Annotated in this window: 18 protein-coding genes; 11 read left to right on the top strand and 7 right to left on the bottom strand. The window is 62.2% G+C overall.

From position 1 onward, the window contains the following. Positions 1-39: 39 nt before the first annotated feature. Positions 40-849, top strand: a complete 810-nt coding sequence (tcdA, locus tag AC3B5Q_RS20280; protein WP_162149610.1) for a tRNA cyclic N6-threonylcarbamoyladenosine(37) synthase TcdA — start codon at positions 40-42, stop codon at positions 847-849. A 108-nt stretch (positions 850-957) separates the two neighbouring features. Here tcdA and AC3B5Q_RS20275 read toward each other — a convergent pair whose 3' ends face one another. From AC3B5Q_RS20275 to AC3B5Q_RS20260, 4 genes are all read right to left on the bottom strand, one after another. Next, positions 958-1,368, bottom strand: a complete 411-nt coding sequence (locus AC3B5Q_RS20275) for a SufE family protein (RefSeq protein WP_319298693.1) — start codon at positions 1,366-1,368, stop codon at positions 958-960. Beyond that, positions 1,365-2,570 (bottom strand): cysteine desulfurase, encoded by a 1,206-nt coding sequence (locus AC3B5Q_RS20270; RefSeq protein WP_021785918.1) that lies wholly within the window; start codon positions 2,568-2,570, stop codon positions 1,365-1,367. The genes AC3B5Q_RS20275 and AC3B5Q_RS20270 overlap by 4 nt, the downstream gene beginning before the upstream one ends. A gap of 81 nt (positions 2,571-2,651) precedes the next feature. Continuing rightward, positions 2,652-3,686 (bottom strand): 2,3,4,5-tetrahydropyridine-2,6-dicarboxylate N-succinyltransferase, encoded by a 1,035-nt coding sequence (dapD, locus tag AC3B5Q_RS20265; RefSeq protein ID WP_021785917.1) that lies wholly within the window; start codon positions 3,684-3,686, stop codon positions 2,652-2,654. Between the two features lie 31 nt (positions 3,687-3,717). Further along, on the bottom strand, positions 3,718-4,065 hold the full coding sequence (locus AC3B5Q_RS20260) for an ArsC family reductase (RefSeq protein WP_003252272.1): 348 nt from the start codon (positions 4,063-4,065) through the stop codon (positions 3,718-3,720). Positions 4,066-4,722: 657 nt separating this feature from the next. On the opposite strand from AC3B5Q_RS20260, the gene AC3B5Q_RS20255 reads away from it, so the two are divergent. Then, complete coding sequence (locus AC3B5Q_RS20255) at positions 4,723-6,369, top strand: Na+/H+ antiporter (protein WP_012053546.1); 1,647 nt, start codon at positions 4,723-4,725, stop codon at positions 6,367-6,369. 105 nt (positions 6,370-6,474) lie between these two features. Here AC3B5Q_RS20255 and dapC read toward each other — a convergent pair whose 3' ends face one another. The 3 genes from dapC to map are packed head-to-tail and all read right to left on the bottom strand — an operon-like array spanning position 6,475 to position 11,227. Then, positions 6,475-7,671: a succinyldiaminopimelate transaminase gene (gene dapC / locus AC3B5Q_RS20250; RefSeq protein WP_084850395.1), complete on the bottom strand. Its 1,197-nt coding sequence runs from the start codon at positions 7,669-7,671 to the stop codon at positions 6,475-6,477. 30 nt (positions 7,672-7,701) lie between these two features. After that, on the bottom strand, positions 7,702-10,404 hold the full coding sequence (locus tag AC3B5Q_RS20245; protein WP_021785915.1) for a [protein-PII] uridylyltransferase: 2,703 nt from the start codon (positions 10,402-10,404) through the stop codon (positions 7,702-7,704). A 40-nt stretch (positions 10,405-10,444) separates the two neighbouring features. Further along, on the bottom strand, positions 10,445-11,227 hold the full coding sequence (map, locus tag AC3B5Q_RS20240) for a type I methionyl aminopeptidase (protein ID WP_021785914.1): 783 nt from the start codon (positions 11,225-11,227) through the stop codon (positions 10,445-10,447). 346 nt (positions 11,228-11,573) lie between these two features. Between map and rpsB the strand changes: the two genes are divergently transcribed. The 9 genes from rpsB (at position 11,574) to bamA (ending at position 21,470) form a co-directional block, all read left to right on the top strand. Next, entirely contained in the window at positions 11,574-12,311 is a 738-nt protein-coding gene (rpsB, locus tag AC3B5Q_RS20235; protein ID WP_003252287.1) for a 30S ribosomal protein S2, read from the top strand. Positions 12,312-12,496: 185 nt separating this feature from the next. Further along, positions 12,497-13,360 (top strand): translation elongation factor Ts, encoded by an 864-nt coding sequence (gene tsf / locus AC3B5Q_RS20230; RefSeq protein ID WP_003252290.1) that lies wholly within the window; start codon positions 12,497-12,499, stop codon positions 13,358-13,360. Positions 13,361-13,541: 181 nt separating this feature from the next. Beyond that, entirely contained in the window at positions 13,542-14,285 is a 744-nt protein-coding gene (pyrH, locus tag AC3B5Q_RS20225) for a UMP kinase (RefSeq protein ID WP_003252294.1), read from the top strand. Further along, complete coding sequence (gene frr, locus AC3B5Q_RS20220; protein ID WP_003252296.1) at positions 14,282-14,839, top strand: ribosome recycling factor; 558 nt, start codon at positions 14,282-14,284, stop codon at positions 14,837-14,839. Before pyrH ends, frr begins: the two co-directional genes overlap by 4 nt. A gap of 15 nt (positions 14,840-14,854) precedes the next feature. Then, the gene (gene uppS, locus AC3B5Q_RS20215) at positions 14,855-15,610 is read left to right on the top strand and encodes a polyprenyl diphosphate synthase (protein WP_021785913.1); all 756 of its coding nucleotides are present in this window, start codon (positions 14,855-14,857) and stop codon (positions 15,608-15,610) included. After that, positions 15,610-16,425 carry a phosphatidate cytidylyltransferase gene (locus AC3B5Q_RS20210; protein ID WP_021785912.1) on the top strand — a complete coding sequence of 272 codons (816 nt, stop codon included), beginning with the start codon at positions 15,610-15,612 and terminating at the stop codon, positions 16,423-16,425. The genes uppS and AC3B5Q_RS20210 overlap by 1 nt, the downstream gene beginning before the upstream one ends. Continuing rightward, positions 16,422-17,612 (top strand): 1-deoxy-D-xylulose-5-phosphate reductoisomerase, encoded by a 1,191-nt coding sequence (gene ispC / locus AC3B5Q_RS20205; protein WP_084850394.1) that lies wholly within the window; start codon positions 16,422-16,424, stop codon positions 17,610-17,612. The genes AC3B5Q_RS20210 and ispC overlap by 4 nt, the downstream gene beginning before the upstream one ends. Before the next feature lie 72 nt (positions 17,613-17,684). Then, positions 17,685-19,037 carry an RIP metalloprotease RseP gene (gene rseP, locus AC3B5Q_RS20200; protein ID WP_084850393.1) on the top strand — a complete coding sequence of 451 codons (1,353 nt, stop codon included), beginning with the start codon at positions 17,685-17,687 and terminating at the stop codon, positions 19,035-19,037. Between the two features lie 72 nt (positions 19,038-19,109). Further along, positions 19,110-21,470, top strand: a complete 2,361-nt coding sequence (gene bamA, locus AC3B5Q_RS20195) for an outer membrane protein assembly factor BamA (RefSeq protein ID WP_021785909.1) — start codon at positions 19,110-19,112, stop codon at positions 21,468-21,470. Positions 21,471-21,485: the final 15 nt, after the last annotated feature.

Here is a 21,485-nt window from a genome sequence, read left to right as displayed (position 1 = left end):
ACTGGCATATAATGCGCGCCGGTTTTTTGGGGTATGAACATGAGCACAGAAGATCCACGCTTTGCCGGCGTTGCCCGGTTGTATGGCGACCAAGGGCTGCAACGGCTGGGCCTGGCCCATGTGGGCGTGGTCGGTATCGGCGGTGTGGGCTCGTGGGTGGCCGAAGCGCTGGCCCGCAGCGGCGTGGGCGAAATCACCCTGTTCGACCTGGACGATGTCTGTGTCAGCAACACCAACCGCCAGGCCCATGCGCTGGAAGGGCAGGTGGGGCGGCCCAAGGTCGAGGTCATGGCCGAGCGCCTGCGGGCGATCAACCCGGCGTGCACGGTGCATGCGGTGGCCGACTTCGTCACCCGCGAGACCATGGCCGAATACATCACCGAGCACCTCGACTGCGTGATCGACTGCATCGACAGCGTCATGGCCAAGGCGGCGCTGATCGCCTGGTGTCGGCGGCGCAAGATTGCCATTGTCACTACCGGTGGCGCGGGTGGGCAGATCGACCCGACGCAGATCCAGATCGCCGACCTGAACAAGACCTTCAACGACCCGCTGGCCTCGCGGGTACGCTCAACGCTGCGCCGCGACTACAACTTCTCGCGTAACGTCAGCCGCAACTATGGCGTGCCGTGCGTGTTCTCCAGCGAACAGCTGCGTTACCCCAAGGGTGATGGCAGCGTTTGCCTGCAGAAGAGCTTTGTCGGTGAGGGCGTGCGTCTGGACTGCTCGGGGGGCTTTGGAGCGGTGATGATGGTGACCGCGACCTTTGGCATGGTGGCGGCGAGCAAGGCGATCGAGAAGCTGGTGGCCGGCGCGCGCCGGCCGTCGGAACGGGTCAAGCCTGAATAGACCGCGTGGGCATCTTCGCAGGGCCGGCCGCTACAGGTATTGCCTCTCTCTCAAGCATGATGCCGTACCTGTGGGAGCGGGCAGGCCCGCGAAGAAACCGGCGCCGATTCAGCGGTTGGACGCCAACTCCGCCATCCGCTGCAACACTGCATGCAGCCCATTGCTGCGCGACGGCGACAGTTGGCGTTCCAGCCCGAGCTGGGTAAACCACTCGCGCAGATCAAGCCCGGCCAGCTCCTCACTGGCCAGTCCCTGCACCCGTACCAGCAACAGTGCCAGCAGCCCACGCAACAAGCGGGCATCGCTGCTGGCCTTGAACCGCCACACGCCCTCGATCTGCTCGGCCACCAGCCACACCAGGCTCTCGCAGCCATGCACCCGGTTGGCCTCGGTCTTTTCGGCATCAGCCAGCGGCTCCAGGCGGTCACCCCACTGCATCAGCAGCCGCGCACGCTGTTCCCAGCCTTTGCCCTGTTGAAAAGCTTCCAGCGCTTGCTGCGCCTGTTCCTGCAGGCTCATCGCAACAGCTCCAGGCCTTGGTCCAGCGCGTCGAAGAAACGCTGCAAGTCATCGCTATCGTTGTACAAACCCAGTGACACCCGTATCGCGCCCTCCAGCCCCATCCCCTTCAGCAGTGGCATGGCACAGTGGTGACCGGCGCGCACGGCAATGCCCTGTTCAGTCAGCAGGTGGGCGATATCAGCGTTGTGCACGCCCTCGATGACGAAACTGGCCAGGGCCGTCTGCGGTGCGCCCAACACCCGCACGCCCTCGCGGTCGCCCAGGCCACGCAGCAGGTGCTGGTGCAGGCTGGCTTCATGCGCTGCGACCGCATGGGCATCGAGGCTGGCCAGGTAGTCCAGTGTCGCGCCCAGGCCGATCACCCCGGCAATGGGCGGCGTACCCGCTTCGAAGCCCAAGGGGGCGGGACGGAAGGTGGCGCTGTGGTACTCGGCCAACTGCACCATCTCTCCACCGAACTGCCAGTGGCGCAACAGCTGCAGAGCCTGGCTGCGGCCATAGAGCACGCCGACGCCGTCCGGACCGTACAGCTTGTGGCTGGAAAACACATAGAAGTCGCAACCCAGTTGCTGCACGTCATGGCGGCCATGCACCACGCCCTGGGCGCCATCGACCACCGTCAGCGCGCCCTGGGCGCGGGCATGGGCCAATAGCGCTGGCAGCGGCTGCCAGGTACCCAGCACGTTGGACAGCTGGCTGATGGCGAGCACCCGGGTGCGTGGGCCGATCAGTTGCAGTGCCTGGTCCTGGTCGATACGACCATGGGCATCCAATGGCAGCACCACCAGGCGCAGGTTGCGCCGGTGCGCCAGCTGTTGCCAGGGCAACAGGTTGGCATGGTGCTCCAGGGCACTGACGGCAATTTCGTCACCGGCTTCCAGGCGGTGTTCCAGGCCATAGGCCAGCAGGTTCAGTGCCGAGGTGGCGCCGTGGGTGAACACGATCTGCCGCGAGTCTGCGGCATTGAGCCAGGCGGCGACCTTGTCGCGGCTGGTTTCGAAGGCCTGGGTCGCCAGCGCACCGGGCAAATGCTGGGCACGGTGCACGTTGGCCGCGCCATGGCCGTAGTAATGGCTCAGGGCATCGAGCAAGGCTTGCGGCTTCTGGGTGGTGGCGGCGCTGTCCAGATAGGTCTGGTGCTGCCGTTGCAGGGCGGCGATGGCGGGGAAGTCGGCACGCCAGGGAGAGGGCTGGAACATGTTTGCGAGGCCTGGAATGAAAATCGGGTCTGGTGCATTGGCGCCAGACCCGATCTTAACACCTCAAACCCGGCAAGGTTCTCAGTTGTGAGCGTGCAGCGCTTCGTTCAGCTCGATGGCCGACTTGTGGGTCTTGCACTCAACTGCGCCGTTGAGCGAGTTGCGGCGGAACAGCAGGTCGGTCTGGCCGGCCAGGTCGCGGGCCTTGACCACTTTGACCAGTTCGTTGTTCTCGTCCAGCAGGTTCACCTTGGTGCCCGCGGTGATGTACAGGCCGGCTTCGACGGTGTTGCGGTCGCCCAGCGGAATACCGATACCGGCGTTGGCGCCGATCAGGCAACCCTCGCCGACTTTGATGACGATGTTGCCGCCACCGGACAGGGTGCCCATGGTCGAGCAGCCGCCGCCCAGGTCCGAGCCCTTGCCGACGAATACGCCAGCGGAAACGCGGCCTTCGATCATGCCCGGGCCTTCGGTGCCAGCATTAAAGTTGACGAAGCCTTCGTGCATGATGGTGGTGCCTTCGCCAATGTAGGCACCCAGGCGCACACGGGCGGTGTCGGCGATACGCACGCCGGCCGGGACCACGTAGTCGGTCATTTTCGGGAACTTGTCCACCGAGAACACTTCCAGCAGCTCGCCCTTCAGGCGTGCTTCCAGTTGCAGTTCGGCCAGTTCGGCCAGGTCGACCGCGCCCTGGTTGGTCCAGGCCACGTTCGGCAGCAGCGGGAAGATGCCGGCCAGGCTTACGCCATGCGGCTTGACCAGGCGGTGCGACAGCAGGTGCAGCTTGAGGTAGGCCTCTGGGGTCGAGCTCAGTGCTGCGTCTTCGGCCAGCAGGGTGGCGACCAGCGGCTTGTGGCTCTCTGCCAGACGGGTCAGCAGGGCGGCCTGGGCAGCGTCCACGCCTTTCAGGGCTTCGGCCAGTTGTGCGGCCTGGGCGTTGCTGAAGGCGATGGCCTGGTTGCCACCTTCGTAACCGAGAACAGGGGCTACTGCAGCAACCAGTTCGGCGCTCGGGTTGAGCAGGGGTTGTGCGTAGAACACTTCCAGCCAGGCGCCCTGGCGGTTCTGGGAGCCGACACCAAAGGCCAGGCTGAACAGGGTATTGGACATGTGATTACCTCGTGCGAAATAGGGTAGGGGCTCAGGCCAGGGCAGCGGCGTACAGGTCGGGCTTGAAGCCAACCAGGGTACGCGCGCCAAGGTCGAGCACCGGGCGTTTGATCATCGACGGCTGGGCCAGCATCAGCTCGACGGCCTTGGCCTGGTCGAGGTCTGCCTTGCTGGCGTCGTCCAGCTTGCGGAAGGTGGTGCCGGCACGGTTGAGGATGACTTCCCAGCCGTGTTCGTCGCACCAGCGGTTCAGGCTGTCACGGTCAATGCCTTGGGTCTTGTAGTCGTGAAATTCGTAGGCGATGGCTTTGTCTTCGAGCCAGGTACGCGCCTTTTTCATGGTGTCACAGGCTTTGATGCCGTAGAGCGTGTAGGTCATTGTGTACATTGGGGGTACAAGTCGCCCCAATCTCTCCGTTTTTCGATGTCAGTCGCGGGATTATGCGGGAACGAGACAGGGAGCGCCACGGGTGTGCAAGTCTTGGGTTTTGATGGGGCGTGGTTAGGTCTGCCTTGAGTCTTGTAGTGCCTGTGAGATCGAGCGCCGCCCGCGCGGCGCTTCGCGGGTAAACCCGCTCCTACGTTTGTTTCGGGCCAGTATCGCCTGTGCCAGACCCGCGCGACCGCCTTGTTTGTACGACGCGATATCGAGGCGTGCGCCAAGGCGTTCGCGCGCAGATGCCACAGGCATAACTTGCCCGAAACAAACGTAGGAGCGGGTTTACCCGCGAAGCGCCGCGCGGGCGGCGCTCGATCTCGCAGGCGCTGAATGTCTTAAGCCGGGAACCTGGCGGCGCTCGATCTCACAGGCGCTGAATCTCTTCAGCCGGGAACCAGGCGGCGCTCAATCTCGCAGGCGCTACAAGACTCAAGGCAGGCCCTACCATCAAACCTAAGTATCATCATGTTACATATTCAACCTCCACCTGCGACTATCGTGCAGCGGCCCCAGCTCGCCGGTCGCCGCTAACATATTGTTCCAATGGCGATGTTTCGCCTTGCTATCGTTTCTGGTTCTCAAAGGAAGCCTTACCGGATGCAGTCCGCCTACACCGTCCTCATCCTGCTGACCCTGGTCAGCCTGTCGAAGCTGGTCGGCCGTGTGATCCCGCTGCCATTGCCGCTGGTACAGATTGCCGCCGGTGCCTTGCTGGCGTGGCCGACGCTGGGCCTGCATGTAGCCCTTGACCCCGAATTGTTCCTGTTCCTGTTCCTGCCTCCGCTGCTGTTCGCCGACGGCTGGCGCATCCCCAAGCGTGAGTTATGGCGCATTCGTGGCCCGGTAGTGGCGCTGGCCGTGGGGCTGGTGTTGTTCACCGTGGTCGGGGCCGGTTACTTCATCCACTGGTTGCTGCCGAGCATCCCGTTGCCGGTGGCCTTCGCCCTGGCGGCAGTGCTTTCGCCGACCGACGCCGTGGCCGTTTCGGCCATTGCCCAGGACCGCCTGCCCACTCCCCTGATGCACATGCTGCAGGGCGAGGCGCTGATGAACGACGCGTCGGGCCTGGTAACCTTCAAGTTCGCCCTGGCGGCGGCGATCACCGGGGTGTTTTCGTTGGCTGACGCCAGCTTCAGCTTCGTGTTGGTCGCACTGGGCGGCCTTGCGGTGGGCGTGGTACTGAGCTGGTTGATCGGTCGCCTGCGCATGTGGATGATCACCCGGGGCTGGGACGATCCGGCTACCCATGTGGTGTTCATGTTGCTGCTGCCGTTCGCAGCCTACGTGCTGGCCGAGCGTTTGGGCGTTTCGGGTATTCTCTCGGCAGTGGCGGCCGGCATGATGCAGAGCTGGCTCGACCTGCTGCCGCGTCAGACCAGTACCCGCCTGCTCAACCGCAGTGTCTGGTCGTTGCTGGAGTTTGCCTTCAATGGCCTGATCTTCCTGTTGTTGGGCTTGCAGTTGCCAGACATCATCAAGGCTGTGGTCAGCCACGAAGCGACCCTCTGGCCGACATTGGCCTACCGATGCCTGGACGTGGTGGCGATCTTTGCCGCACTGATTGTGTTGCGGTTCATCTGGGTCCAGAGTATCTGGCGCTCGATCGGTGTGGTCCGTCGCTGGCGTGGCAAGCCGGCACTGGTGCTGATGCCTACGGCGCGTTCCTGCTGGTTGCTGACCTTGGGGGGTGTGCGCGGCGCTGTCACCCTGGCGGGTGTCATGTCGATCCCGTTGCTGATAGGGGCTGGCACCGCTTTCCCGGAGCGTGATCTGCTTATCTTCATTGCTGCGGGGGTAATCCTGCTGTCGTTGATCAGCGCCTGCATCGCGCTGCCGATATTACTGCGCGGGGTGACCAAGAGCCCGGACGAGCGCTTGCACCAGGAAGTGCAGGAAGCCTGGCGGCGCACGGCCGAGGCGGCGATTCATGCCTTGGAGGCAGAAGAGGTGATCGACAGCAACGCACCGCAGGATGCTGCGCAGGCAACGTTGGCGACCGAGTTGAAGGCGCGCTTGATGGCTGAATACCGGGATGAGCTGGAAAGCTACGACGACAGTGCCGAAGCCAAGGCCCTGGCCGCACAGATGGACTTGCTGGAGCGGCGTTTACGCTTGCGTGCCCTGAGGGCGCAGCGGTTGGAGCTGTACAACCTGCATCGTCAGCACCTGGTGGGGGATGAGGTGGTGCGACAAGTACTGGGTGAGCTGGATATGAGTGAGGCGAACCTGGGGCAGGTCAAGTAGACCCTATCAAGACCCTTCGCGGGCACGCCCGCTCCCACAGGTACTGCGCTGAGCTTGAAATCAGCGCAGTACCTGTGGGAGCGGGCGTGCCCGCGAAGGGGTTGATCAGCGGTTTTGCAGGAAGGCGCGAATCCGCTCCGCCGCCTCGATGCATTCGGCCAGCGGTGCAACCAGTGCCATGCGCACGCGCCCGGCACCCGGGTTCACCCCGTCCACTTCACGCGACAGGTACGACCCCGGTACCACGGTCACATGCTGGGCTTCGAACAGGTCACGGGTGAACTCGGCATCGTCGCCCGGTACCTTGGCCCACAGGTAGAAGCTGCCGTCCGGGCGCTGCACGTCCAGTACCGGCTGCAGAATATCCAGCACGGCGTCGTACTTGGCCCGGTACTGGTCGCGGTTCTCGCGCACATGCGCCTCGTCCTGCCAGGCGGCGATGCTGGCCAGTTGGGTTTGTACCGGCATCGCGCAGCCGTGGTAGGTGCGGTACAACAGAAACGGCTTGATGATCCGGGCATCGCCAGCGACGAAGCCCGAGCGCAGCCCCGGCAGGTTGGAGCGCTTGGACAGGCTGTGGAACACCACGCAGCGCGCAAAATCGCTACGACCAAGCTCGGCGCATGCCGTCAGCAGGCCTGGCGGTGGTGCGTCTTCGTCGAAGTACAGCTCGCTGTAGCACTCATCGGCGGCGATCACGAAGTCGTGCTCGTCAGCCAGGGCAATCAGCTTCTTCAGGGTGTTCATCGGCACCAGCGCACCGGTAGGGTTGCCCGGCGAGCACAGGAACAGGATCTGGCAACGCTTCCACACCTCGGCCGGTACGGCGTCGAAGTCCGGGTTGAAACCGTTGTTTTCCAGGCACGGCAGGTAGTGCGGGGTGGCGCCGGCCAACAGCGCTGCGCCTTCGTAGATCTGATAGAACGGGTTGGGGCTTACCACCAGGCCGTCATCGGCGCGGTTGACCACGGCCTGGGTGAAGGCGAAAAGTGCTTCACGGGTGCCGTTGACCGGCAGGATGTGGCGGTCGGCGTCCAGCCAGCCGGTCGGCACGCCAAAGCGTCGTTCGCACCACTGACCGATGGCCTGGCGCAGGGCTGGCAAGCCGATGGTGCTGGGATAAACCGCCAGCTTGTCGAGGTTGTCGGCCATGGCCTGGGCGACGAACGCCGGCGATTCGTGCTTCGGCTCACCGATCGACAGGGCGATGGCGCGTTTGTCCGCCGCAGGCGTCACGCTGCCCAGCAGGGCACGAAGCTTTTCGAACGGATAGGGCTGAAGCTGGGTCAAGGCATGGTTCATCGGCGCAAGGTCTCGTCAATCGTCTAATCGTTAAAAGGTCACGCGGGTCTGGCTGGTGTCGCTACCTTGGCCGGCCTGCAGTTGCTGCACGATGGCCTCCTGCAGGCGGCTGCACAACTGCGGGTCTGACAGCGGTTGGTTGTCGGCATCGGTAATGAAAAACACGTCTTCTACCCGCTCGCCGAGGGTGGCGATCTTGGCGTTTTGCAGCGAAAGGTCGAACTCCAGGAAAATCCGTCCCAGCCGGGCCAGCAGGCCCGGGCGGTCTGGCGCGGTGATTTCGAGGATGGTCACCGGCCGCTGAGCATCGTTGAGGATGGTCACTTGCGGCGGGAAGTCGAAGTGCTTGAGCTGGCGCGGTACCCGGCGCTGGATGATGGTCGGGTAGTCCTCAGGGTTGCGCAGCGCTTCGGTCAGGCCGTCGCGAATCTGCTTGACCCGTTGCGGGTTGTCGCCGATCGAGCCACCGTCGTTGTCCAGCACAATGTAGGTGTCGAGGGTGAACTGGCTGCTCGACGTGATGATCCGGGCGTCGTGGATGTTCAGGTTCAACTGCGACATGGCCGCCACCGTCACGGCGAAGAAATCATGCTGGTCGGGGGCATAGATGAAAATCTGCGTGCCGCCTTCGAACTCGCGCTGGGTGGTTTCCTTGATCAGTACCAGTGGCCCGCCATCGGCCGGTTGCTGCAGGATCGCATCCGTGTGCCAGGCCACGTCGGCGGCGGTGTGCTTGAGGAAATAGTCATCGCCCAGTTGCGCCCATAGCTGCTCGACGTCGTCCGGGTCGGTCCCCTCGCGCACCAGGATATCCAGCGCTGACGACTGGGTCTGGCGAATCTGCTCTTCGCGGTCCAGCGGGTTTTCCAGGCCACGGCGCAGGGCGCGCTTGGTCTCGCTGTACAGCTGGCGCAGCAGGCTGGCGCGCCACGAGTTCCACAGGCTGGGGTTGGTGGCGTTGATGTCCGCCACAGTCAGCACGTACAGGTAGTCAAGGCGTGTCTCGTCGCCCATGTGCAGGGCAAAGTCGTTGATCACCTGCGGATCGGACAAGTCCTTGCGCTGAGCGGTGGTCGACATCACCAGGTGGTTCTGCACCAGCCAGACGATCAGGCGGCTGTCCCAGGCCGGCAACTGGTGCCGTTCGCAGAACTTCTGCGCGTCCACTGCACCGATTTCCGAGTGGTCGCCCTGGCGACCCTTGCCGATGTCGTGGTACAGGCCGGCCAGGTAGATCAGCTCGGGTTTGGGCAGGCGCCCCATGAGCTTGCTGGCCAGCGGGAATTTCTCGGACACCGGCGTGTATTGCAGCTTGCGCAGGTGCTTGATGAGGTTGAGGGTGTGCGCATCGACCGTATAGATGTGGAACAGGTCATGCTGCATCTGCCCGACGATCAGGCCGAACTCTGGCAGATAACGGCCAAGAATGCCGTAGCGGTTCATCCGGCGCAGGTTGCGGTGGATGCCGATTTCGCACTTGAATAGCTCGATGAACAGGCTGGTATTGCGGATATCGGTGCGGAACGTGTCGTCGATCAGGTGGCGGTGTTCGCGCAGCAGGCGCACGGTATCGGCACGCACGCCCTTGATCTCGGGGTGTTGGGCCATCAGCACGAAGATTTCCAGCATGGCGAACGGCGTTCGCTTGAACACGTTCGGGTTGGCGGCCTCGATATAGCCGTCATGCAGGCGGAACCGCGCGTTCAGCGGCTGGGTGCTGCCACTTTCCTCGTCGGCGAGGATAACTTCTTCGAAGTGCTGGATGATCAGGTCGCACAGCTGGCTGATGCTCATCACCACCCGGTAGTACTGCTGCATGAACTGTTCGATCGCCCGCTTGGGGTTTTCGTCGCTGTAGCCCAGCAGCGTGGCGAGGCTGCGCTGGTGATCGAACAGCAGGCGGTCTTCGGCGCGCCCGGCCAGCATGTGCAGGGCATAACGGACTTTCCAGAGGAAGTCCTGGGACGAAGCCAGCAGTTCGTTCTCGCTTTCCAGCAAGAAGCCTTCGCCGGCCAGTGCATGCAGGTTCAGTGTGCCGTACTGGCGACGGGCTACCCACAGTACCGTCTGGATGTCGCGCAGGCCACCTGGCGAACCCTTGACGTTGGGTTCGAGGTTGTACTCTGTGTCGTTGTACTTGTGGTGGCGGGCCTTGAGTTCGGCGCGCTTGGCCAGGAAGAACTCCTTGCTCGGCCACATGTGTGCGGTGCTGGTGACTTCCAGCATGCGCTGGCGCAAGGCCTCGGGGCCGGCGATGGTGCGGCTTTCCATCAGGTTGGTGATCACCGTCAGGTCGGCGCGGGCCTGTTCGGCGCACTCGTCGACGGTACGCACGCTCTGGCCGACTTCCAGGCCAATGTCCCACAGCAAGGTAAGAAAGCGCTCGATGGCGTCGCGGTACTGCTCGTGCTCGGCAGCGCCTAGCAGAATCAGCAGGTCGATGTCCGAGTGCGGGTGCAGTTCGCCGCGCCCATAGCCGCCCACCGCAACCAGGGCAATGCCGCTCTGGTCGCCCCAGTCGAACTGGTTCCACGCCTGTTGCAGTATATTGTCGACGAGCCAGGCGCGGGCCTCGATCAGCGGGCGGATGTCGCTGCCGGCGCGAAAACGCTTGTCGAGCACCTCGCCGGCCAGGCGGATGGCTTTCTTGAAGGCGGCGATGGGGCTCGCCTTGAGGGCCAGTTCCGCCTGGAACTGGCCACGGTCGAACAGCTCGGGGTCCACCTGGGGCATCGCGTCACGTTCCTGTCGTGGGTGGCCTGTCGGGGTGCGGTCAGGCCGAAGTGCGCGGGATGGTGTCGTCCTTGCGCAGGGTGAAGATCTCGTAGCCGGTCGCGGTCACCACCAGAGTGTGTTCCCACTGGGCCGAGAGCTTGCGATCCTTGGTGATGGCGGTCCAGCCGTCGCCCAGCACCTTGGTGTCGGCCTTGCCCTGGTTGATCATCGGCTCGATGGTGAAGGTCATGCCTTCCTTCAGCTCCATACCCGTGCCAGCGCGGCCGTAGTGGAGGATCTGCGGCTCTTCGTGGAACACTTTGCCGATGCCGTGACCGCAGAACTCGCGTACCACCGAGAAACCGTTCTTCTCTGCGTGCTTCTGGATCACTTCACCGATGTCGCCCAGACGGCAGCCCGGCTTCACCAGCTCGATGGCCTTGTACATGCATTCCTGGGTGACCTTGGACAGGCGCTCGGCCCAGACCGGCACGTTGCCGACGTGGAACATGCGGCTGGTGTCGCCGTGGTAGCCGTCCTTGATCACGGTGACGTCGATATTGAGCGTGTCACCGTCCTTGAGCGGCTTGTCGTTGGGGATGCCGTGGCAGACCACATGGTTGATCGAGGTGCAGATCGACTTCGGGTAGCCCTTGTAGTTGAGCGGTGCCGGGATGGCCTGCTGGACGTTGACGATATAGTCGTGGCACAGGCGGTCGAGCTCTTCGGTGGTGATACCGGGCTTGACGTGTTCTTCGATCATTTCCAGCACTTCGGCGGCCAGGCGGCCAGCGATGCGCATCTTCTCGATGTCTTCTGCGGTCTTGATGGTGACGGTCATTACAGGCTCTCTACGGCGCCGTGCACGGCGCGAACAAACGGGAAAGGCCGGATTCTAGCAGAGCAGGGCGCCGATCGGTCGGGATAAAGGCGGCCATGCTGTTGTCTACAGCTGGCATTCTGGCGCGAAAGCCGGGGTGCTGCAAAAAGTGCTGACAGACGCAACAGTATCCGGGTTCCGTTCGCTCGCGGTCTGTGGTATAAAATGCGCCGCTTTCGGGGACGACCCCGTCAGTACTTAACCCACACACGTGTCGACACGATGACCTGGGTGCCCCGAGTTGCAGAATTCGCGGGTTGGTCATTGGGATACGTGGAGGCCCAACCCGACTTATCAAGGAACTATCATGTCCCAAGTCAATATGCGCGATATGCTGAAGGCCGGTGTGCACTTCGGCCACCAGACCCGTTACTGGAACCCGAAAATGGGCAAGTACATTTTCGGCGCGCGTAACAAGATCCACATCGTCAACCTGGAAAAAACCCTGCCAATGTTCAACGACGCTCTGTCGTTCGTAGAGCGCCTGGCCCAGGGCAAGAACAAGATCCTGTTCGTCGGCACCAAGCGTTCCGCCGGCAAGATCGTTGCCGAGCAAGCAGCTCGTTGCGGTTCGCCATACGTTGATCACCGTTGGTTGGGCGGCATGCTGACCAACTACAAGACCATCCGCGCTTCGATCAAGCGTCTGCGCGACCTGGAAACCCAGGCCGAAGACGGCACTTTCGCCAAGCTGACCAAGAAAGAAGCCCTGATGCGCTCCCGCGACCTGGAAAAACTGGATCGCAGCCTGGGTGGCATCAAGGACATGGGCGGTCTGCCAGACGCTCTGTTCGTTATCGACGTTGATCACGAGCGCATCGCGATCACCGAAGCCAACAAGCTGGGCATCCCGGTTATCGGCGTTGTCGATACCAACAGCAGCCCGGAAGGTGTTGACTACATCATCCCAGGTAACGATGACGCCATTCGCGCTATCGAGCTGTACATGACTTCGATGGCTGACGCAGTCATCCGCGGCCGCAACAACGTTGCCGGCGGCACCGAAGTTTACGCTGAAGAAGCGGCTGCACCTGCTGCTGAGTAATAGGCGCTAGCGTCTACTTGGCACGCAAAAAGGGGGCTCTGCCCCCTTTTTGCCACCTTGAAATCCTGCTGTCAGCATCGGCCCCGCATCATGGGCCTGCTGAAATCAAAGCAGCGGATTTGCAGAATTGAACGCCCGTGATTGACGGGTGGAATGGTTGAAAAACTTTCCAAGAGGATTTTGAAATGGCAGCAATTACTGCAGCGCTGGTAAAAGAACTGCGCGAGCGTACCGGCGAAGGCATGATGGATTGCAAAAAGGCCCTGGAAAAGGCCGGCGGCGACATCGAGAAAGCCATTGACGACATGCGTGCCTCGGGCGCCATCAAGGCCGCCAAAAAGGCTGGCAACGTCGCTGCTGAAGGCGCTATCGCCGTCAAGACCGACGGTACATCTGCCGTCCTGCTGGAAGTGAACTCGCAGACCGACTTCCTGGCCCTGCAAGACGACTTCAAGAACTTCGTGGCCGAAAGCCTCGAAGAAGCCTTCGCCCAGAAGCTGACCGACGCCGCCCCGCTGATCGCCTCGCGCGAAGCTGCTCGTGAAGCCCTGGTTGCCAAGTGCGGCGAGAACGTCAACATCCGTCGCCTGGTGCGCGTTGAGGGTGACGTTGTCGGTGCCTACCTGCACGGCAACAAGATCGGCGCTGTCGTCGTTCTGAAAGGCGGTGACGTTGAGCTGGCGAAGAACATCGCCATGCACGTTGCAGCTTCGAACCCTGAGTTCCTGGATTCGTCGGAAATCTCCGCCGAGGCCATCGAGCGCGAGAAGAATGTCTTCCTGCAGCTGAACGCCGACAAGATCGCCGGCAAGCCGGAAAACATCGTTGAGAACATGATCAACGGCCGTATCACCAAGTTCAAGGCCGAAGCCTCGCTGAAAGAGCAAGCCTTCGTCATGAACCCGGAAGTCAAGGTTGGCGAGCTGGCCAAGAAAGCCGGTGCTGAAATCGTTTCCTTCACCTACTTCAAAGTAGGCGAAGGCATCGAGAAGCCAGTCGACGACTTCGCTGCTGAAGTTGCCGCTCAGGTAGCTGCTGCCAAGCAGTAAGACAGCCCCGTCTGTCGCCCCAAAGAGGCTGCCCGCTCACGCGCGCAGCCTCTTTGTCAAAACGGAGAGGGGTTTATACGACTCCCTCTTCGCTGGCACCGAAGCGGTGCCACGCTACAGTTAGCAGGCTGCAAACAGCCCGCACGAATTTTCTAAAAGTACGCCGCAGGAGAGACTCGCAATGGCTCAGCAGGTGAGTGGTCGCCAACCTCGCTATAAACGCATTTTGCTCAAACTTAGCGGCGAGGCCCTGATGGGCTCGGAAGACTTCGGGATCGACCCGAAAGTGCTGGATCGCATGGCGCTTGAAGTTGGCCAGCTGGTAGGGATCGGTGTTCAGGTCGGCCTGGTGATCGGTGGTGGCAACCTGTTCCGCGGCGCTGCGCTCAGCGCAGCCGGCATGGATCGCGTCACGGGTGACCACATGGGCATGCTGGCTACCGTGATGAACGGCCTGGCCATGCGCGATGCGCTGGAGCGCTCGAACATCCCGGCCCTGGTAATGTCGGCCATTTCCATGGTGGGTGTCACCGATCATTACGATCGTCGCAAAGCTATTCGTCACCTCAACTCCGGGGATGTGGTAATTTTCTCCGCCGGTACCGGCAACCCGTTCTTCACCACCGACTCCGCGGCCTGCCTGCGCGCCATCGAAATCGATGCTGACGTGGTGCTGAAGGCGACCAAGGTCGATGGCGTGTACACTGCCGATCCATTCAAGGACCCGCACGCCGAGAAATTCGATCACCTGACCTACGATGAGGTTCTGGATCGCAAGCTGGGTGTGATGGACCTGACCGCAATCTGCCTGTGCCGTGACCACAAGATGCCATTGCGGGTATTCAACATGAACAAGCCTGGCGCCCTGCTGAACATCGTGGTGGGTGGCGCTGAAGGTACACTGATCGAGGAAGGCCAAGCATGATCAACGACATCAAGAAAGACGCGCAGGAGCGCATGGGCAAGTCCATCGAAGCCCTGTCTCGCAACCTGGCTGCAATCCGCACCGGTCGCGCTCACCCAAGCATCCTGGACAGCGTCAAGGTTACCGCCTGGGGTAGCGAAATGCCGCTGAACCAGGTCGCCGCGATCACCGTCGAAGATGCCCGCACCCTGAAGATCGTCGCTCACGACAAGAACCTCAGCGCTGCCATCGAAAAGGCTATCCTCACCTCCGATCTGGGCCTTAACCCGTCCAGCGCCGGTACTACCATCCGTGTACCGATGCCGGCCCTGACCGAGGAAACCCGCAAGGGCTACACCAAGCAGGCCAGCGGTGTTGCCGAGGATGCCAAGGTGGCCGTGCGCAACGTGCGCCGCGACGCTCTGGCTGACCTGAAAAAACTGACCAAGGACAAGGAAATCAGCGAAGACGAAGAGCGTCGCGCCGCTGACGAGATCCAGAAGCTGACCGACAAGTTCGTTGCTGAAGTCGATGCCGCCTTCAAAGCCAAGGAAAAGGACCTGATGGCCGTCTAAGGCCGGGGTTTTTTAATGGAAAAGACCAAGCCAGCGGCGCCGTCCTCGGTGCCGCGTCATGTCGCGATCATCATGGATGGCAACAACCGCTGGGCGAAAAAACGCCTGCTGCCTGGCGTGGCCGGGCACAAGGCGGGTGTGGATGCCGTTCGCGCGGTCATCGAAGTCTGTGCCAAGGCCGGGGTTGAGGTGCTGACCCTGTTCGCCTTCTCCAGCGAGAACTGGCAGCGCCCTGCCGAAGAAGTCGGTGCGCTGATGGAGCTGTTCTTCTCGGCTCTGCGCCGTGAGGCCAAGCGCCTTGACGAGAACAATATCAGCCTGCGCATCATCGGCGACCGTTCGCGTTTCCATCCTGAGCTGCAGGCCGCCATGCGCGAGGCCGAGGCAGCGACCGCCGGCAACAACCGCTTCATTCTGCAGATAGCAGCCAACTACGGTGGCCAGTGGGACATCGCCCAGGCTGCCCAACGGTTGGCGCGGGAAGTGCAAGCTGGGCATCTGCGCCCGGAGGACATCACCCCGGGTCTGCTGCAGACCTGCCTGGCAACCGGCGAACTGCCGTTGCCGGATCTTTGCATTCGCACCGGCGGCGAGCACCGCATCAGCAATTTCCTGCTGTGGCAGCTGGCCTATGCCGAGTTGTACTTCTCCGACCTCTACTGGCCGGACTTCAAACACGAGGCCATGCGCAAAGCCCTGGCCGATTTCGCTTCGCGCCAGCGCCGCTTCGGTAAGACCAGCGAGCAGGTCGAGGCTGGAGCTCGTGCTTAATGCTTAAACAACGCATCATTACTGCGCTGATCCTGCTGCCGGTCGCGCTGGGCGGTTTCTTTCTGCTCAATGGCGGGGATTTCGCCCTGTTCATCGGCTTCGTGGTGGCCCTCGGCGCCTGGGAGTGGGCACGCCTTGCCGGGCTTATGGCCCAGCCGCTGCGCATCGCCTATGCGGTGGTGGTCGCCGGGGCGCTGATGCTGCTGCACATCCTTCCGGAGCTGGCACCCTGGGTGCTGGGCGCTGCGGTGATCTGGTGGGGGCTGGCCACTTGGCTGGTGCTTACCTACCCGCGCAGCAGCGATCTGTGGGCCAGTGCTGCCTGTCGGCTGTTGATCGGTCTGCTGGTGCTGCTGCCGGCTTGGCAGGGGCTGGTGCTGCTCAAGCACTGGCCCTTGGGGAACTGGCTGATCCTGTCCGTCATGGTGCTGGTGTGGGCTGCCGACATCGGTGCGTACTTTTCTGGCCGGGCGTTCGGCAAGCGCAAGCTGGCCCCGCAGGTCAGCCCGGGCAAGAGCTGGGAAGGCGTGTATGGTGGGCTGGCGGTCAGCCTGTTGATTACCCTGGGTGTCGGCATCGGCCGCGACTGGGGCTTTGGTCAGATCCTGCTGGGCCTGCTGGGCGCTGCGTTGCTGGTGATGTCCTCGGTGGTCGGTGATCTCACCGAGAGCATGTTCAAGCGTCGCTCCGGCATCAAGGACAGCAGCAATCTGCTGCCTGGGCATGGTGGTGTGCTCGATCGCATCGACAGCCTGACTGCGGCAATTCCGATCTTTGCGGTGCTGCTGTGGGCTGCCGAATGGGGTGTGATGTGAGTCGCCCGCAACGTATTACCGTGCTCGGGGCCACCGGCTCCATCGGCCTGAGCACGCTGGATGTGATTGCGCGTCACCCTGGCCGTTATCAAGCGTTTGCCCTCACTGGCTATTCGCGCATCGACGAGTTGTTGGCGTTATGTGTGCGTCATCGCCCGGCATTCGCTGTGGTGCCGAGCACCGAAGCAGCGGTGAGGTTACGCGCAAGTCTGGCTGCAGCCGGTTGCTCCACCGAGGTGCTGGAAGGCGAGGCCGGACTTTGCCAGGTGGCGTCGGCCGCTGAAGTGGACGCAGTGATGGCGGCCATTGTCGGTGCTGCCGGTCTAAGTCCCACGCTGGCGGCAGTCGAGGCAGGCAAGAAGGTGTTGCTGGCCAACAAGGAAGCACTTGTAATGTCGGGCGCGCTGTTCATGGAGGCGGTGCGGCAAAAGGGTGCCGTGCTGCTGCCGATCGACAGCGAACACAACGCTATCTTCCAGTGCATGCCTGGCGACTACGCCCGTGGCCTGAGTGCTGTCGGTGTGCGCCGGATCCTGCTTACCGCTTCTGGTGGGCCGTTCCGCGAGACGCCGGTCGAGGCGCTGCTGGACGTGACCCCGGAGCAAGCTTGTGCTCACCCTAACTGGTCCATGGGGCGCAAGATCTCCGTGGATTCGGCCAGCATGATGAACAAAGGCCTCGAGTTGATCGAGGCCTGCTGGTTGTTCGATGCCGCGCCGTCCAAGGTTGAGGTGGTGGTGCACCCGCAAAGCGTGATCCACTCACTGGTCGACTACGTGGACGGTTCGGTGCTCGCGCAACTGGGCAACCCGGACATGCGTACGCCGATCGCCAGCGCGTTGGCCTGGCCGGAACGGATCGATTCCGGGGTCGCCCCCCTGGACCTGTTCGCCATCGCCCGTCTGGATTTCCAGGCGCCCGACGAACAACGCTTCCCTTGCCTGCGCCTTGCGCGGCAGGCTGCCGAGGCAGGCAACAGCGCGCCTGCCGTGCTCAATGCAGCCAACGAAGTTGCCGTCGAGGCATTTCTTGAACGGCGCATCCGTTTCCCGGAGATCGCGGGTATGATCGAACAGGTACTCGACCAGGAACCCGTCGTGCCACTGCCTTCGCTGGATGCGGTATTTGCCGCCGATCAGCGTGCCCGGGAGCTTTCCCGTGAATGGCTGAGGCGTCACGGTCGCTGATGCAGGCCCGCCAAGGTTCGTGAGGGGGCTGGGCAGCAATGCCGGCCCGCTGAACATCATTCGGAGATGGACATGACAGCGCTCTACATGATTATCGGCACCCTCGTGGCTCTGGGTGTGCTGGTCACTTTCCACGAATTCGGTCACTTCTGGGTGGCGCGCCGCTGCGGCGTCAAGGTGCTGCGTTTTTCGGTCGGTTTCGGCACGCCGCTGCTGCGGTGGCATGACCGCTACGGCACCGAGTTCGTTGTTGCGGCCATTCCTCTGGGCGGCTACGTCAAGATGCTCGACGAGCGCGAGGGCGATGTGCCGCCAGCGCTGGCCGGGCAGTCGTTCAACCGCAAATCGGTGCGCCAGCGTATAGCGATTGTCGCCGCAGGCCCGATTGCCAACTTTCTGCTGGCTATCCTGTTTTTCTGGGTGCTGGCGATGCTGGGTACCCAGCAAATCCGACCGGTTATCGGTGCGGTCGACAGTGGCAGCCTGGCAGCATCGGCCGGGCTGACCGCGGGTCAGGAAATCGTCTCAGTTGACGGCAAGCCGACCAACGGATGGTCGGCGGTCAATCTGCAGCTGGTTCGTCGTCTGGGTGAGAGCGGTACCTTGCAGATTGGCGTGCGTGATGAGGGCGCCAGCAACGAGCGTCAGTTGCAGGTCAAGCTGGACAGCTGGCTCAAGGGCGCCGACGAGCCCGACCCGATTCAGTCCCTGGGGCTGCGCCCATGGCGGCCGGCGATCACGCCGGTGCTGGCTGAGATCGATCCGAAGGGGCCAGCTGCCGCTGCCGGCCTGAAAACCGGGGACAAGCTGCTGGCTCTGGATGATGTGGCAGTGACCGAATGGCAGCAAGTTGTCGACAGCGTGCGTGCCCGCCCGGATGCCAAGGTAGTGGTTCGTGTGGAGCGCGATGGCGCAACCCTGGAGTTGCCGGTGACCCTGGCCCGCAAAGGTGAGGGCAAGGCAGTGGGTGGCTATCTTGGCGCTGGCGTCAAGGGTGGCGAATGGCCTGCCAGCATGCTCCGCGAGATCAGCTACGGCCCGCTGGATGCGGTGGGTGAGAGCTTGTCGCGTACCTGGAACATGAGTGTCCTGACCCTTGAATCGCTGAAGAAAATGCTGTTCGGGGAGCTCTCGGTAAAAAACTTGAGTGGACCGATAACCATTGCTAAAGTGGCGGGCGCTTCAGCCCAGTCCGGCGTGGGGGATTTCCTGAATTTCCTGGCCTACCTGAGCATAAGCCTGGGGGTTCTTAACCTGCTGCCCATACCTGTGCTGGATGGGGGGCATTTGCTGTTTTACCTGGTCGAGTGGGCGCGCGGTCGTCCGCTGTCGGATCGGGTGCAAGGTTGGGGGGTTCAGATCGGTATCAGTTTGGTCATAGGGGTGATGTTGCTCGCCCTGATCAACGATCTGGGTCGACTATAAAGCTTCGCTCAATTGCGAACCTGTCGTTTGTGACGGCAGGTTGTTTATTGCCAGTTGGAATAAAAGGACTTCATGAAACGTCTGCTGCTAACTGCGGTCATGTCCGCACTGATGATCGCTGAAGTTCACGCCGAGTCCTTCACCATCTCCGATATTCGCGTCAACGGCCTGCAGCGGGTTTCCGCCGGCAGTGTGTTCGGTGCCTTGCCACTGAACGTTGGCGACCAGGCCGACGACCGCCGCCTGGTGGACTCGACTCGTTCCTTGTTCAAGACCGGGTTCTTCCAGGACATCCAGTTGAGCCGCGATGGCAATGTGCTGATCATCAACGTGGTCGAGCGCCCGTCGGTGTCGAGCATCGAGATTGAAGGCAACAAGGCGATCAGCACCGAAGACCTGATGAAGGGCCTGAAGCAATCGGGCCTGGCCGAAGGCGAAATCTTCCAGCGCGCCACCCTCGAAGGCGTGCGTAACGAGCTGCAGCGCCAATACGTGGCCCAGGGCCGCTACTCGGCCGAGGTCGACGCCGAAGTGGTGCCGCAGCCGCGCAACCGTGTGGCGCTGAAGATCAAGATCAACGAAGGCACCGTTGCTGCCATCCAGCACATCAACATCGTTGGTAACAACGTATTCGATGACGAGACCCTGGGGCAGTTGTTCGAACTGAAGACCACCAACTGGCTGTCGTTCTTCAAGAACGACGACAAGTACGCCCGTGAAAAGCTCTCCGGTGACCTGGAGCGCCTGCGCTCCTACTACCTGGACCGCGGCTACATCAACATGGATATTGCCTCCACCCAGGTGTCCATCACGCCGGACAAGAAGCACGTCTACATCACCGTCAACATCAACGAAGGCGAGAAATACACCGTTCGCGACGTGAAGCTGTCCGGTGATCTCAAGGTGCCGGAAGACCAGGTCAAGTCGCTGCTGCTGGTGCAACCGGGCCAGGTATTCTCGCGCAAGGTGATGACCACCACGTCCGAGCTGATCACCCGCCGTCTGGGTAACGAAGGCTATACCTTCGCCAACGTCAACGGCGTGCCACAGCCGAACGACCAGGACCACACCGTCGACATCATGTTCGTGGTCGACCCGGGCAAGCGTGCCTACGTCAACCGCATCAACTACCGCGGCAACACCAAGACCGAAGACGAAGTGCTGCGTCGCGAAATGCGCCAGATGGAAGGTGGCTGGGCTTCGACCTACCTGATCGATCAGTCCAAGACCCGTCTGGAGCGTCTGGGCTACTTCAAGGAAGTGAACGTCGAGACCCCGCAGGTGCCAGGCACCGACGACCAGGTCGACGTCAACTACAGCGTCGAAGAGCAGGCCTCTGGTTCGATCACCGCCAGCGTCGGTTTCGCCCAGAGCGCCGGCCTGATCCTCGGTGGTTCGATCAGCCAGAGCAACTTCCTCGGTACCGGTAACAAGGTATCCGTCGGTCTGACCCGTTCGGAGTACCAGACCCGCTACAACTTTGGCTTCGTTGATCCCTACTTCACTGCCGATGGCGTCAGCCTGGGTTATAACGCCTTCTACCGCAGCACCGATTACGACGACCTCGACGTCGACGTCGCCAGCTATGCGGTGGACAGCTACGGTGCCGGCGTCAGCCTGGGCTACCCGATCAGCGAGACTTCGCGCCTGACCTACGGCCTGAGCGTGCAGCAGGACAAGATCAAGACCGGCAAGTACACCGTTGACGAGATTTTCGACTTCCTCGAGCAGGAAGGTGACAATTTCCTGAACTTCAAGGCCTCGATCGGCTGGTCCGAGTCGACCCTGAACAAAGGCGTACTGGCCACCCGTGGTCACTCGCAAAGCCTGACCCTGGAGTCCACCATTCCGGGCAGCGACCTGTCGTTCTTCAAGCTTGACTACCGTGGCCAGCTGTTCAAACCGATCACCAACGACTACACCCTGCGCCTGCATACCGAGCTGGGCTATGGTGATGGTTACGGCAGCACCTCTGGCCTGCCGTTCTACGAGAATTATTTCGCGGGTGGTTTCAACTCTGTCCGTGGCTTCAAGGACAGCAGCCTGGGCCCACGCAGTACGCCTAGCCGCGGCGAGGCCAATGGCGGCAAGCCGGGCACTATCCGCGACCCGGATCAGGATCCGTTGCCGTTTGGTGGTAACGTGCTGGTGCAGGGCGGTGCCGAGCTGCTGTTCCCGCTGCCGTTCGTCAAGGACCAGCGTTCACTGCGCACCTCCGTGTTCTGGGACGTGGGTAACGTGTTCGACACCAATTGCGGCAACAAACCTGATTGCGAGAAGGTCGGGTTCTCGGGCATGGCCAGTTCGGTCGGCCTGGGCGTGACCTGGATTACCGCTCTGGGCCCGTTGAGCTTCAGTCTGGCAATGCCGGTCAAGAAGCCGGACGATGCCGATACCCAGGTGTTCCAATTCTCTCTGGGCCAGACCTTCTAAGGTCGGCCCCTGCTT

The sequence above is a fragment of the Pseudomonas sp. D5(2026) genome (genome assembly GCF_057766845.1).
The sequence above is the reverse complement of the archived record's forward strand: the minus strand, read 5'-3'. Positions and strand labels throughout refer to the sequence as shown.